The sequence below is a fragment of the Arcicella sp. LKC2W genome (assembly GCF_034931005.1).
Classification (GTDB): Bacteria; Bacteroidota; Bacteroidia; order Cytophagales; family Spirosomataceae; genus Arcicella.
On the sequence record NZ_JAYGIN010000020.1, the window covers coordinates 76662 to 92591 of the forward strand.

General features: G+C 35.8%; 7 protein-coding genes. 3 read left to right on the plus strand and 4 right to left on the minus strand.

Translation table 11 applies throughout. From position 1 onward, the window contains the following. Window positions 1-6: 6 nt before the first annotated feature. Together VB796_RS16790 and VB796_RS16795 are read right to left on the minus strand one after the other, a co-directional pair. Window positions 7-1647 (minus strand): RagB/SusD family nutrient uptake outer membrane protein, encoded by a 1641-nt coding sequence (locus VB796_RS16790; protein WP_323347727.1) that lies wholly within the window; start codon window positions 1645-1647, stop codon window positions 7-9. A gap of 33 nt (window positions 1648-1680) precedes the next feature. Next, entirely contained in the window at window positions 1681-4938 is a 3258-nt protein-coding gene (locus VB796_RS16795; RefSeq protein ID WP_323347728.1) for a TonB-dependent receptor, read from the minus strand. 1009 nt (window positions 4939-5947) lie between these two features. Between VB796_RS16795 and VB796_RS16800 the strand changes: the two genes are divergently transcribed. Further along, the gene (locus VB796_RS16800; protein ID WP_323347729.1) at window positions 5948-9547 is read left to right on the plus strand and encodes a VCBS repeat-containing protein; all 3600 of its coding nucleotides are present in this window, start codon (window positions 5948-5950) and stop codon (window positions 9545-9547) included. Between the two features lie 293 nt (window positions 9548-9840). Here VB796_RS16800 and VB796_RS16805 read toward each other — a convergent pair whose 3' ends face one another. Both VB796_RS16805 and VB796_RS16810 read right to left on the minus strand, forming a co-directional pair. Beyond that, complete coding sequence (locus VB796_RS16805; protein WP_323347730.1) at window positions 9841-11505, minus strand: AMP-binding protein; 1665 nt, start codon at window positions 11503-11505, stop codon at window positions 9841-9843. A 521-nt stretch (window positions 11506-12026) separates the two neighbouring features. Then, window positions 12027-12797 carry a biotin--[acetyl-CoA-carboxylase] ligase gene (locus VB796_RS16810; protein ID WP_323347731.1) on the minus strand — a complete coding sequence of 257 codons (771 nt, stop codon included), beginning with the start codon at window positions 12795-12797 and terminating at the stop codon, window positions 12027-12029. A 206-nt stretch (window positions 12798-13003) separates the two neighbouring features. On the opposite strand from VB796_RS16810, the gene rsfS reads away from it, so the two are divergent. Both rsfS and ftsH read left to right on the plus strand, forming a co-directional pair. After that, a complete protein-coding gene (rsfS, locus tag VB796_RS16815) occupies window positions 13004-13384 on the plus strand; it encodes a ribosome silencing factor (protein WP_323347732.1) in 381 nt (126 codons plus the stop codon). Between the two features lie 380 nt (window positions 13385-13764). Next, window positions 13765-15801, plus strand: a complete 2037-nt coding sequence (gene ftsH / locus VB796_RS16820; RefSeq protein ID WP_323347733.1) for an ATP-dependent zinc metalloprotease FtsH — start codon at window positions 13765-13767, stop codon at window positions 15799-15801. The last annotated feature ends 129 nt before the right edge of the window (window positions 15802-15930 follow it).

Below are 15930 nucleotides of genomic sequence, written 5' to 3' on the forward strand. Positions count from 1 at the left end.
TGATACCTAAAACTTATACGGAACGGGTGGTTTTAATAAGTTTGGAGCTTGTGCCGTTTCAGTATCAGGAATTGGTAAATAGAATGTTGATGGAATTAATTTGAATGTACTTGGCGTACGACTAATGAAAGTATATTCACGTTTTTTAGTGGCTGTACCCGTTCCTGCTTTAATTCTGATGGCATAATTACCTCTTATTTGTTTCCCAATGATGTCAATAACTTTTTGAGGATTGTAGTAATAAAGTCTTACTAAATTGTACCAAGCATCACCTTCAACGGCAAACTCATAACGTCTTTCGTGCAACAAATCATCAATATTAAATTTCGTTACTGAAGGTAAACCTGCTCTTGTACGAATGGCATTATAATATTGTAATGCTTCAGGGTCAGACGTTGAGGCGTTGTTTCCTAAAATGGCTTCGGCATAAATAAAATAGACATCCGCCAAACGTTGCATATAACTGTTGTTTGGAGCGGCTTGTTGTTGTCCAAGTCCACCATTATCATCAGGCGTACCTACAATGTATTTTTTGAAATGGGCAAAATTCTCCCAACTATCATCCGAAGGAATTGGCTCTCTCCAGCCACCTTTTGCTTTAATTAATTCAGGATAATGATAACCTGGAAGCATAAAAGTAGCTTTTACACGAATGGAGTCTGAAGGATTGGCATTGGCAAGATAATCGTAAGAGGCACCGTTTCCACCTCCCCAACCGTCAGAGAAACCTGTTAGCTGACTATTCGCTGCAAATTGAGATTGAAATTGATTTCCAGAACCATATCCGCCATTGCTAACCCATTGTAAACCAAATAATTGCTCTGGGTTATTGTTGTTTGCCGTCAGGAATAAGTCTGAATAATTTTGCATTAATTGGAAAGGACCATTTTTGATAACGTCTTTTGCGTAATACTTAGCACTGTCTAAATACATTTGACTTCTTTGACCGTTGGTAGAGCCAAGTCCTGAGCGTGTCAAATAAAATCTGGCTAACATTCCTTTCGCTGAATAAGAATTCAATCGTCCAGAACCTGATGGCGATGAGGCAGGAAGTAAACCAATAGCCGCTTGCATATCACGAATGGCAAATTCCCAAACGGTTTCAACTGTATTACGAGTTAAAGTTGTATCAGCACCTTGTTTTAAATTATCTGTAATAATTGGTACTGCTCCCCAGTTTTGGACTAAATACGAATATGCTACACCACGCATATAACGTGCTTCGCCGATGGCTCTTCTTTTTGCTGTTTCCGAAACCGCTGCTTTTGAATACGTATTTACGTTATACATCAACACGTTTGACTGTGCGATAATCGTAAAAAATGAGTTCCAAGAATCTCTTAAATCACTGTTAGTATTGGAAACATTGAACTGATAAAACTGTTGCCAATTTCCGTTGTAAGGACTAATCATGTTGCCCGCACGTCCATCTCCGAAAGACAATAATGCCTGTCCATTTGAACCGAACCACACTTTATTGTAAAGAGCCGAAGTTCCTGCTAATAACTCAGCATCGGTATTGAAAAAGTTGGGTGCTGTTAAGCTTCCTCGTGGAGGAGTATCTAAGAATTCTTCAGAACAACTTGCCAATCCAACTAATGCAGTTAGGGTGACAAATAAGAATTTTATGAAGTTATATTTTTTCATTTTTATGAATAATTTTAAATGGATTTTGTACTATTAGAAATCGAATGACGCTGAGAAAGTGTACATTCTTGACGATGGATAACGTCCATTATCAAAGCCTGGAACGCCAGCCGAAGTACCAACTTCTGGGTCATAGCCGCTATATTTTGTAATAGTGAAAGCATTTTGTACACCTCCCGAAATTCTCAAACCGTTCAGTGGTAAATACTTGTTCAAAAACGTTTTTGGTACGTTATAAGTCAATTGAATATTTTTTACTCGTAAATACGAACCATCTTCAACAAATTGGTCGGTGGCACGTCCATTATTACCGTAGCTTGAATAAGCAATTCTTGGAACGGTTGTTCCTGGATTCAACAAAGTCAAGGTTTCTGTTAAAGTATTGCCACTTGGTACGGCAAAATTGATAGCTTCTTTGTACGCACCGTGAATGAAGTTTCTGAACGCACTATTGTCAAATCTCATTTGATTGAAAATCTGATTTCCGTAAACTCCTTGCATGAAGATTGATAAGTCGAAACCTTTGTAAGAGAAATTATTGGTAATTCCGAAGGTGAATTTTGGCCAAGGATTCCCAATAAAAGTTCTGTCTTTGTCGTCAATTACTTGAATGTTTTTACCTAAAACGGGGTCAAAATATTCCGTTTTATCAATGTTTACGTATTTAATATCTCCAACCCATGCTTGTCCTGGGGCAATTTGTACGTTTGTTGGCAAGGCAGCCGTTGTTAAATCTTGATAATTTTGGATTAAACCATCGGCTTTATATCCATAGAATTGGAAAAGAGGTTGCCCCACAATTGAACGAGAAATTACACGAGTGTACCAAGGAAAACGGTCGATGATTGCTCGGTCGGTGTTTAACTTCAATAATTTATTTCTATCGAATGAAATATTAAATCCACTTTTCCAAGTTAAAGAACCTGCATTTTTTCCTTGAATTGGCGTAGTATTTACAGAAAAACCAAAACCTCTGTTTTCCATATCTCCAATATTAACAACTGGAGCTCCAATACCACCTTGTCCAGATGTTCCTGCGTAAGCTGGCAAAGGTAAATCGGTAATTAAGTCAGAAGTTTTTCTTAAATAAGCATCAAATACAATTTGAACACGGTCTTTTAAAGCGTGCAAATCAAAACCGATGTTGAATGTTTGGGTATTTTCCCATTTGATGTCAGGGTTCGGGAATTTTCCTGCTAAAAATCCTTGTCCCGACTGTGTAGCGGCTGTGCTTAAAGGAGCGTAAGTATTTTTGCCCCAATATTGATTACCAGTTGTACCCATTTCAACTCTCAATTTTAAGTCATTTATAGCGGTAATACCTTGCATAAAAGGTTCTTTGGTAACTCTCCAAGCGGCAGAAACAGAAGGGAAATAACCCCATTTATTGTTGGGTCCAAAATATGACGAAGCATCTGCTCTATAAGTAGCTTGGAAGATATATTTATCATCATAAACATACCCTAAACGAGTAAAATAAGATTCCTGAGAATTATCATCTCTTGTACTTCCACTCAATGACGTTTTGGGGTCACCTAAGCTTAATTCAGATAAAGCATTATTGGTAAATCCTGTAACTCTACCCGATAATTGCTCATAGAAACCATACTGAGCTTCATGACCAACGGTAATATTTACATCGTGTTTTTGTAAGAATTTCTTTGAGTAATTCAAGCGTTGGTTGGTACTCCAATAATAATTGTTTCCAGCGTATCTTTCAGAAGTAGAAATTGGGTTTCTTGCTCCAGCCGTCAAAGCATTTGCTCCAAAAGAATAAGAAGGACGGAAAATAGCTCTGGTGTCGTTACCGAAATTACCATTGAATTCACCATGCAAAGTAAAGTTTTTCAAGAAGGTAAGGTCTGCATAAATAGTACCGAATGAGGTTATACGGTTGAAATCGTTGGTATTTGTATAAGCCAAAGCCACTGGATTGGTAATTTGAGCAGAATAGTTGGTTGAGCCACTTCCTGGAATGGGTACATCCTGTGGACCTCCAAAAGAACCGTCTGGATTATAAACAGGGGCATTTGGCGATTGTTGAATGGCGGTACTAATGATGTTATCTTCGTTGATTGACAGTTTTTCTGACGTTCCAGAAATAGAAAGGTTCGTTCCTATTTTCAAATAATTACGTAATTTACTTTCTACGTTTACTCTGAATGATTTTCTGTCAAATCCTGAATTAGGAGCAATTCCTTCTTGATTCATCAATTCAGCCGAAATATAATAAGTCGTTTTTTCATTACCACCGCTGATTGAAAGTTGTTGTTTTTTCATCGCTGCCGTTTTGAATAAAGCTGATTGCCAGTTAGTTCCTTCTCCCAAAATTGAAGGGTCTGCAAATTGAGCATTGTATCCCGAACCAACCGCTTTTGCCCAAGCATTGCTGTAAGTAGCATATTCTCTCAAATTCATCATTGGTAACTGATTGGGTAAACCTTGTAAGTTGTACATCGACGTAAAATTTACTTTGGCATCACCTGCTTTTCCTTTTTTGGTCGTTACCACAATAACACCATTGGCTGCTTTTGAACCATAAATTGATTGTGCCGAAGGTCCACTCAAAACGTTCATCGACTCAATATCATCAGGGTTTATGCTTGAAAGTATATTTGATTGTCCGTCTGACCCAACCCCTTGAGATGGAGCATCTTGTGGTACAATTTGCACACCATCAATTACGTACATCGGTTGCGTATTACCGTTAATCGTAGAAAGTCCACGAATATAAATAGCCGCTGCACCGCCAGGTTTTCCAGAATTACTGGCTACATATACATTGGGTGCTCGTCCTTGCAAAGCTTGGTCGAGAGTAGTGTTTACCGTTCTTTTTAATTCAGTTTCTCCAATATTTGTTTGAGCACCCGAAAGTAAACGTTTGCTTGAAGAACCATATCCCACAACTACTACTTCATCCAACGACGAAGCATTTTCTTGCAATGAAACATTTACTTTATTCCTACCCGCCACTCTCACTTCCTGCGAAACATAACCTACTGATGAAACCAATAATGTCGCATTGCTTGAAGCCTCAATTGAAAATTCTCCAAGTGAGTTAGCCGTTGTTCCGCTTGATGTTCCCTTAATCATAACGTTAGCTCCAGGAATAGGCTGATTGTCTTGTCCTGAGATAATTTTTCCAGATATTTTCTGGACTGCTCCTGCTGTTTTCTGTGCTGATGTTTCAATAATATGAAACAAGAATAGCAAAGCAATCAACGACAAAGTCGTCAATTTACTTGGTGCTACTTGGGGTGGCAACCCATTTTTTAGAAGAATTTTTTGCATAGTATTTTGAAAAATTGATTGTTGGGATTTTAACTACCAGTTACTGATAAGAATAGTTTTTGAAAAGGGTTTTTGGAAAATTATTACTTGTTCAATACTGTTTTAAAGAATAAAAAATACGAACTGTCTTTCAATAATTGATGTGAGTATTTATAAGAGTTAAGTGTTTTTGTGATATTAATAAAGTTCAAAATTAAATGTAATTTATACCATTTATATCAGCGTTTACCCTTGATTAAAAAACTCAGGGTTTACCCTTAGTTTTTTCGTTTTTTTATGAATGATATTTGATATTTTGCTTATTGATGAACTGACACGAAAATATTCTGGAGGTAAAAGACAAATGAAAATTTATCAGTAAAAAAGGAATACTTAAAGACTTTTGAGAATTGTTTGGAAGGAGGTCATCCTAATTTTTACGGATTGAAAGTCATAAAAATGGATATTGCATGAGGAATAGGGTAGTATTAAAAAGTAATCAGTAATTAATAAAAATTTGCTTTAAATATAGTTAAACACCATATAAGTTGATTTTTTTGCTAAATTATTGAGTATTTGAATCCCTTTGCTGGAAAAACTTTATGGCATTTATTAGCTAATTACCTAACAGGAAAATTGGTAAAAAAAACGCAAATAACAATTTATGATTCTTATTGTTTATAGAATAAATAGCATCAGTATTTTATTACTTCATTCTATTAATCGCCCAACAATATTTTTCTTCCCATTTTTTTTTAAGCAGGTTAGTTCATCATAACATTTGAGTTTTTTTTGAGAAAATTAGGCTTTATCTCTCTAAAACAAATTATTAACTAAGTTATATTTTTCAATCTTTATTTTTTGACTAAAAAATGTGTTTTCAAAATGATAAAAAGCAGATAATTGACTGTTATTATCTCAAAATCACGCTGATATTATTCATAGTTTAGCATCAAAAATATTTTGAAAATTATGCCATTATTTGCTTTCATAACCACAAATTATAATTTTCTTAAAATCTAAAAATCAGATGATTCATAAATTACTCATCGTGTTTTTTGTGTCTTGTTTTTTTTGCTCGTGTAGTAACAAAAAAAACGATACGCTTTTTACAAAACTCCCTGCGGATAGCACTGGAATTACCTTTGCCAATCGGATTGTTGAAACTAACGCTCGTAACGTTTTTAACTTTGAGTACGTATATAATGGAGGAGGAGTTGCCTTGGGAGATTTTAACAATGATAAGTTGGTAGATGTCTATTTTACAGGTAATCAAGTAGAGAATAAATTGTACTTAAATAAAGGAGCAGGGGCAAATTCATCACTAAGATTTGAAGATATAACTGAAAAAAGTAAGGCAACAGGTGAAGGACGTTGGTGTGCAGGGGCAACAGTTGTGGATATTAATAACGATAATTTATTGGATATTTATGTGTCAGCAACGGTTAGTAAAATTCCTGAACGCTTGGCGAATATGATGTATGTCAATCAGGGAATGGATAAAAATGGCATTCCGATTTTTAAGGAAATGGCAAAAGAATATGGTATTGCAGATACTACGCATACCACCAATGCCAATTTTTTTGACTATGATAATGATGGAGATTTAGACTTATTTTTATTGGTAAATGAAATGGAAAAAGTGCGTTTCCCGAACAAATACGTAGATAAAATAGTAGATGGAACTTCAAAAAGGACTGATAGATTGTATGAAAATGACGGAACGAATGCCAAACCACATTTTACCAATATCTCAAAAAAAGCAGGGATTTTAATTGAAGGCTACGGTTTGGGCGTGAACATTACAGACATTAATAGAGATGGTTGGAAAGATATTTATGTGACTAATGATTTTTTGTCGGATGATATTATGTACATCAATAACAAGAATGTAAACGGTTCGTCGCCACAATTTACCGACCACGCCGCTGAATATTTTAAGCATACCTCTTTTTCGGCAATGGGCAACGATGTGGAGGATTTGAATAATGACGGTTTGATGGACATAGTGGCGTTAGACATGGTTCCTGCGGATAATTACCGTAAAAAAATGGTGCTTCCTGCCAACAATTATTCGAATTATCAAAACAGTGAAAAATTCCATTACAATCATCAATATCCAAGAAATACACTTCAGGTAAATCAAGGAATTAATCCGAAAACAGGGCAACCAATATTTAGTGAAATGGGCTTATTGGCAGGAATTGCCGAAACAGATTGGAGTTGGTGTCCGATGGTGACAGATTTTGACAATGATGGTTTGCGAGATATTATTATTTCAAATGGTTTTCCCAAAGACATCACCGACCACGATTATTTGGTTTATCGCTATCAACAAGCCGTGCAAGAACGGGCAACTTTAGAGCAACTTTTAGGAATGTTGCCTTCGGTGAAAGTTCCTAATTTCGCTTTCAAAAATATCACCACAACTAAAGGTGCATCACCCCAATTTGAAGACGTTTCAACCGCTTGGGGAATGGATACGCCCAGTTTTTCCAACGGTTCAGCCTACGCCGATTTGGATAATGATGGAGACTTAGATTTTGTAGTCAATAATATCAACGATTCAGCCTTTGTGTATCGAAATAATGCCATTCAATTAAAGCCAGAAGAAAGCCATTTTTTAAGAATTAAATGTCAAGGTTTAGCCAATAATATTAATGGAATTGGGGCTTGGATTGACATTTCCTACAATCAAGGTGAGCAACAAGTTTATGAAAATACACCGTATCGAGGTTATCTTTCAACGATTGAAAATGTGGCTCATTTTGGCTTAGGAAAGGTAAATGTAATTGATGAAGTAAAAGTGACTTGGCAAAGCGGAAAGGTAAGTATTTTGAAAAATGTCAAAGCAAATCAAACCTTAATTATTGATGAAAATACGGCAGTTAATGCTCTTGAAATAGAAAAAAATAATCAGCAATTGGCTTTATTTCAAGAGGTTACGGGTGATTTGGGTTTTGATTTTATTCATCAAGAAAATGATGCAATTGATTTTAATATTCAAAAATTATTACCGCATAAACTCTCTCAATATGGCCCAGCAATCGCCGTTGGAGATGTAAATGGAGATGGTTTAGAAGACGTTTTTATTGGCGGAGCAACCAATCATAAAGGTATGTTTTTGGTGCAAAATAAATTAGGGAAATTTACGAAAGAAGACTTGATAAAAGGCGAAACCGATGCTACGAAGTTTTCGGAAGATATGGGAGTATTACTCTTTGATGCCGACCATGATAATGACCTTGATTTGTATGTTGTAAGTGGTAGTAATGAGGCTCCTGTTGGGCTTTTTATGTATCAAGACCGTCTGTATGAAAACGATGGAAAAGGGGTTTTTACTGAAAAAATGAAAGCTTTGCCTTCTTTTTTGAAAAGTGGTTCTTGCGTAAAAGCGGTTGATTATGACCACGATGGCGACCTTGACCTTTTTGTGGGCGGGCGTATGGAAGTGAATGCTTATCCAAAACCTGTGAGTAGTTATATTTTGAGAAATGAATCAAAAAATGGGATTCGTTTTACGGATGTTACCGCTCAATTTGCTCCAGAATTACAAAATATTGGCTTAGTTTGTGATGCCCTTTGGACGGATTATGACAATGACGGTTGGCAGGATTTGATGTTAGCAGGAGAATGGATGCCCATTGCAATACTGAAAAATAATCAAGGAAAAGGATTGGAACGTGTTGAGAATAAGGAACTTGACTCTCAAGTAGGTTTTTGGAATAGCATTGCCTCAGGAGATTTTGATAATGATGGTGATACCGATTATGTAGCAGGTAATTTAGGTATCAATACGATGAATAAAGTTTCAGATGAATTTCCGATGTCAGTTTATGGAAAAGATTTTAATGCTGATGGTTTGTATGATGCCATTCCAACGGTATTTTTTCCTGATAAAGACAAAAATCGTTACGAAGTTCCCTTTCATACTCGTGATGATTTGATTAAACAAACAACCATTTTACGTGAAAAATTTGATAATTACGATAAATATGCAAAAGCTAACATTAAAGAGGTTTTATCGGAAAATGACTTGAAAGGTGCTTTAATTTTTAAAGCCAATTCGATGAAAACCAGTTATATAGAGAATTTGGGAGGAGGCAAGTTTAAAATTACCCCGTTACCGATTCAAGCACAAACAGCCCCGATTTTTGGAATGTTGATGGAGGATTTTAATGCCGATGGCAATCTTGATATTTTAATGGTTGGTAATGATTTTGGGAATGAGGTTTCTGTCGGGCGATTAGATGCTTTTAATGGTTTGTTGCTCGCAGGAAATGGACAAGGAAGTTTTAAACCCTTGACGCTTTCTCAAACGGCTTTTTTAGTCTCAGGTGATGCCAAAGGTTTAGTGCGAGTGACCAATGCACAAGGAAATCCACTTTTTATGGCAACTCAAAATAGAGGAGCGTTGAAGTCTTTCAACTTACTAAAGTCTTTGCCGACAAAAACTCTAAAATCGAATGATGCGGTAGTAATTGAAAATTTAAAAAATGGCAAAAAGCGTAAAACGGAAATTAATTACGGAACTTCGTTTTTATCGCAATCATCAAGAAGTATTTTGCTTTCGCCTAATGTGAAATCGGTGGAAGTTGTTGATTATCAAGGGAGAAAGAGGAGGTTGTGATTGTGTCGTCTAAACTATGATGTCGTAGGATTTAGGGATTACAAAGATTTATTCTCGTACACTAATCTTATAATCTCTAAATTTTACATAAACTTGTTGGTAAAGATTTATCCATTAAAAGTCTTCTATAATCCCAAACTTTAAATTCTATGTTTTCTATCTTGCCTATCTGGTTTACTTAATTATCATTGAGGTATGATAGGAAACATAGAATTTGAATCGTTTCGTTTCCGCAAATCATTTTTGTTTAATTATTACATTTTGCTATAATTACAAAATCACAGTTTAAGAAATTACTCAAAAACTACTTTCTCTTCCAACTCATCCCAAGCTTCAACTTTGGCTTTGTAGTATCCCTCAACAACGTTTCGCTTAATTTTCATCGTTGGCGTGAGCATATTATTTTCAACCGTCCATAAATCTTTTACCACTACTGCTTTTTTAAGTGCTTCATAATTTTTAAAGTTAGGATTTACTCGTTTGAGCGTCTCTTCTAAACTTTCCATTAAATTTTCTCTTGGCATATTTTTACCAATTTCCGAAGGCACAACCAAGGCAATAGGCTGTGAAAGTCCCGTGCCAACCACACAAACTTGTTCAATGACAGGATTGATAGACAACATATTCTCAATCGGAGCGGGGACAATATATTCGCCCTTCGCCGATTTGAACATATCTTTCACCCGACCCGTAATTTTCAAATATCCTTCTGAGTCAATTTCGCCCATATCACCCGTACAAAGCCAGCCATCTTTCAAAAGCGATTCCGTCAAAATCGGTTCTTTGAAATAGCCAAGCGTATTCCAAGGGGCTTTCATCTGGATTTCTCCAGTTTTTGAGTCAATTCTCGTAACGACATTTGCATACGGTTTTCCTACTGTTCCGCTTTTTACGGCATCGGCAGGCATGATAGAATGAGCTCCCACATTTTCAGACATTCCGTATGCTTCTCTAATCGTTATTCCCAATTTTTTGTACCAATCTAATAAACTGGGAGGCATTGGGGCGGCACCAGTCAAAATTACTTTTGCGTTAGAAAGTCCTAAACCTTTTTGGATTTTTCCTTTGATAATTGCTTTCACAACAGGAATTTTCAAAAGCATATCTAAACGACTTTGTGGCATTTTGGAAAGGATTCCTAACTGAAATTTCGTCCAAATACGTGGTACTGCCAAAAAGTGCGTTGGCATAGCTGTTTGCAAATTTTTCTGAAAACTTTCGAGCGTATCGACAAAGAAAACCGTTCCGCCCGTAGCCATACTTGCCGATTCCACAATGTTTCTTTCGGCAATGTGACAAAGGGGCAAGTAGGAGAAAAATCGAGCGTTAGGCAAATCCAAAGCAACTTCATTTTTAGTATAGGTAATTGCTTCAATCACAGCACCATACGTGAGCATTACACCTTTGGGTACACCCGTTGTGCCAGAAGTATAAATAATGGTACAAATATCTTCGTATTTGGGTTGAATATTCTCTTGGAGTGGTTCATGAGCGTTAATAATGCTATCCCATTCATCCATTTCAGTGCTTGGACAACCATCATAAAAACTTGGATAGGCAATACATTTTACACTTTCTGGAATGCCTGCTTTCATGGTTTTCCAACTATCTAATTTGCCCACGAATAGCACTTTACATTCAGAATGTACCAAAACCTGATTGATTTGTTCGTCGATTAAAGTAGGGTAAAAAGGAACAGAAATATGTCCAGCCATAGCAATTGCCAAGTCTGAAATAATCCAGTGAGCACAATTTTTAGAGACAATACCGATATGACTTTTTTCGGGCAAATTCAACGCTTTCAAAGCGGCTGCCATTTTACGTGCTTGATTGCCTGTTTCTTTGAAAGAATAATGCTTATATTCGTCACCAATTGGTTGGCTGAGGTAGATGTTGTCGGGCGTGTTAGTTTCCCAATAGTAGAAATTTTCCACAAGGGATTTATATGTTTGAATCATGGTTAAGTGTTTTTAGAAAATACACAATAAGTTATTAAATTTTACGTAATTTAATTATATTTGTTCTTGAAAAATTATTATTTATTGTTTTTTCAATCCTAACCATAAAACACATAATCATGAAATTACAAGCAGTATTTCGTACTCTACTTATTAGTGGTTTGTTACTAATACTTGGATATTTCTTCTTTCAAAGTTTCGATTCTTTTGGTTCTCATGCTTTTAAAAAACCTTAATTTTTTAAGTATGGTGTTTAATTCTACTTTGGCACTTTAAAAAAATGGGGCAAATTTGACTTTTGGAGAACTTCCCGAAAGTTCAAAACTTTCGGGAAGTTGAACGGTAAATGCACAAATTTTCATCTTTTTTTTTAAGTGCCAAAGTAGAATTAATAAGTTATTTACCCACAATGGATATTGTTTCGAGAATTTCTTTCTGATAATTAAGCTTCCTCTAAAAACGTATTATACAGTGTCATAAGTCATAAAAACTCTCTCCTAAATAGAACGACTTACAGACTTTCAAATCACAAACTCGACTTCTTTAAAATCAAAATATAAAACCACGCCTCCTTCTGTTTCAATGCCTAATTTTCCAGTTTCATCAATGCCAATAATTTGCCCTGTGAATTGTTGCCCATCTTTTCTGAAATAATGATATTCTTGAAAACGGTACATATTGGTTAAGTATCTGTTTTTCAGTGACTCGTAGTCTCCGTTTTTAATTCTTAAATAGTTTTTTTCTAAATTTTCTAAGAGTTTAGAGAGCATTTCAGAAAGGTCATATTTTAATGGATTTTGGCTTACTTTTCGTAAGGAAGTTGCCCGTAAATTGTCAAATTCCATTTGATTGATATTGAGTCCAATTCCCACCACCGAATAACCGATGTTATAGCCTTGTAAGGTATTTTCAATCAAGATTCCACCCATTTTTTTGTCTTCACAATAAATATCGTTCGACCACTTAACGCTTAAATTTTCATCAATAAATTCAGACAAAAAATCAAAAACACCGAGAGAAACCGCCACATTGAGTTGAAACTGCTCGCTTGCTTTCAGAAAGGTAGGTTTGAAGATGAGAGAGAAAGTGAGATTTTCGCCGATAATTGCCTCCCAAACGTTGCCCCGTTGCCCTCGTCCAGCGGTTTGATTATCGGTAATTATGACTGTTCCGTCAAAAACGTTAATTCCAGACTGAATCATTTCAGCGGCAATATCGTTAGTTGAATGACACTTTGACAGATATTTCAGCGTTTTGCCAGTAAATAATGTATTGGGTTGAATTTTGTACAAGGTTATTTCGTAATTTTAAAGTCTAAAATGATTATTGAGTTTGACAACTAATTAATTGCCTATCTTGTGAAGTTATGGCTTGTGATTGGAATATCAAAACTCATTCATTACGAAAACTCAAAAATATTAAATTAATAAAAAGTAAAAAAATAGTCAGGTTCTCAAATACATTTCAAAACTCATGACTAAAAGATTACGACTAAAAAATGACAGAAGTTAAAGCGAAAAAAAATATCAGTTCAGAAGAATTGAGCCAGATTGTGGTAAAAGGAATGCAAGAAAGAAAGGCATTGAACATTGTGGTGATGGATATGAGACAGGTGAAAAATGCTTTTACTGATTTCTTTGTGGTGTGTTCGGGTACTTCGGATACGCAAATTGATGCAATTGCGGACTCAGTTGATAAAGAAGTTTGGGAAGCAACCAGCCAAAATCCACGTAGTATGGAAGGAAAAGCCAATCGTGAATGGATTTTAGTTGATTATTACGACGTAATTGTTCACGTATTCAAAAAAGACCGTCGTGAATTCTATAAATTAGAAGAACTTTGGGGTGATGCAGAATTTACCTACATAGAAGAAGAATAGAAGTAGAAGTTATGAGGTGCATGATTTTGAATTAGGTCTTTTCTTATCAGAATTATTTTGTATTATTAATAGTTTAATTAGGCAATTAAATACTCATTATTCATCACTCATAACTTATCATTATTCTCTTCCATTCAAAAGTCTATCTTACCATTCCTCACGAAAAACAAGAGGAAGAAACAAAATTGTTAATCAGTACGTTTTTAAAAAATACAGTTTGAGGCAAATACAACAAATTGTCGATTTGAAAATGTGAAAGTTTGAAAATTAAATCCATAATATCTAAATGATGAGTGTCATTTAATTAATTTTCAAATTATCCCCTTTTTCTATCGACACATTTAACTAACCTAACACCTCAAAATAATAATTATACAAAAATGGCAGAAAATAATAGTGAAGATAACAAACCACAGGGCTTTCCAAAGCGTCGTCCTAATCCAACAGGTAATGGTTTTCAGGGTTGGTTAGTAATAGGATTGGTGATTGCTTTAATTAGTATTTACTTTGTAAGCAAGACTCGTGTCTTAAAACAAGTTGACCAAGCTCAATATGAGCAAATGGTGTTGAATAAAGAAATTTCTAAACTTACGATTCTGAAAGGAAAAGAAGTGGTAGAAGTTACACTCAAGAAAGAATTTTTAAATAAATATAAAGGGGAGTTGACCGAACAAGGAACGTCGGCGGCTGGACCTCAATTTGAAAAAGAAATTACTTCGAGTGACTCTTTCGTAGCAGAATTAAACGAATTACAGAAAGATATTCCTCGTGCAGAACGTGTTCATGCTACCGCAGAAGAGCGTTATGGTATTTTGGAATTTATCATGGGACCTGGATTTTTTATCTTGTTCTTTGTTGCTATTTATTTCATGTTCTTCCGAATGGGCGGAGCAGGTGGACCAGGTGGACAGATTTTCAATATTGGTCGTTCAAAAGCTACTTTGTTTGATGGCGATGCTAAAGTTAAAATCACTTTTAACGATGTAGCAGGACTTGATGAAGCTAAAGAAGAAATTCAAGAGATTGTTGAATTCTTGAAATTCCCGAAAAAATTCACCGATTTAGGTGGTAAAATTCCGAAAGGAGCTTTGTTAGTAGGCCCTCCAGGTACAGGTAAAACCCTTTTGGCAAAAGCCGTTGCGGGTGAAGCAGGCGTTCCATTCTTCTCATTATCAGGTTCAGACTTTGTTGAAATGTTTGTGGGTGTGGGTGCGGCTCGTGTACGTGACTTATTTAAGCAAGCGAAAGAAAAAGCACCTTGTATCATCTTTATTGATGAAATTGATGCCGTTGGTCGTTCTCGTGGACGTGGTTCTATGCCAGGTTCAAATGACGAAAGAGAAAATACCTTGAACTCGCTTTTGGTAGAAATGGATGGTTTTGCAACGGATTCTGGAATTATCATCATGGCGGCAACTAACCGTCCTGATGTATTGGATTCAGCCTTATTACGTCCAGGGCGTTTTGACCGTCAGATTTCAATTGACAAACCAGACATCGTTGGTCGTGAAGCAATTTTTAAAGTTCACTTGAAACCTTTGAAATTGGCAGCCGATATTGACCCTAAAGAATTATCAGCTCAAACGCCAGGTTTTGCAGGTGCTGAAATTGCCAATGTTTGTAATGAAGCTGCTTTAATTGCTGCACGTAGAAGCAAAACAGCGGTTGATATGAAAGATTTCCAAGAAGCGATGGATAGAGTAATCGGTGGATTGGAAAAGAAAAACAAATTGATTTCTCCAGAAGAAAAGAAAATTGTTGCTTATCACGAAGCTGGTCATGCTATTGCAGGTTGGTTCTTAGAACATGCTAATCCATTAGTAAAAGTAACAATTGTACCACGTGGAGTTGCGGCATTGGGTTATGCTCAATATTTGCCGAAAGAACAATTTTTGTATCGTACCGAACAACTGATTGATGAAATGTGCGTAACACTTGGTGGACGTGTAGCAGAAGATATTGTTTTTGGGAAAATCTCAACGGGAGCTCAAAATGACTTAGAGCGTATTACTAAATTGGCGTACAGTATGGTAACGGTTTATGGTATGAACGATAAGTTAGGGAATGTTTCATTTTATGACTCAAAAGGTGGGGATGGATATAATTTCAACAAACCATATTCAGAAGAGACTGCTCGTGAAATTGATGAAGAAGCTCGTAAGATTATCGGACTGGCTTATGAACGTACTAAAGCATTATTGACAGAAAGACAAGATAAATTAGAAATACTGGCTCAAGAATTATTAGTGAAAGAAGTGCTTTTTCAAAATGATTTAGAGCGTTTAATTGGACCTCGTCCATTTGAGCAATTGACAACTTATCAAGAATTTACAAGAAACGAAGATAGAAAAGCGGCTGACCTTGAGAAAGCCAACGCTACAAAGGAAGCAGAAGCTGAATTATCGGCTGAAAGTTAAATTTTATAAGTAGAAATAAAAAGCCCTGTTCAACAATGTTGGACAGGGCTTTTTGTTTGTAGATATTCTTAAAATTAGGACAAATTTAATGAAAGAAAATTTTGAGTAAAATATCTATGAATTTGGCAC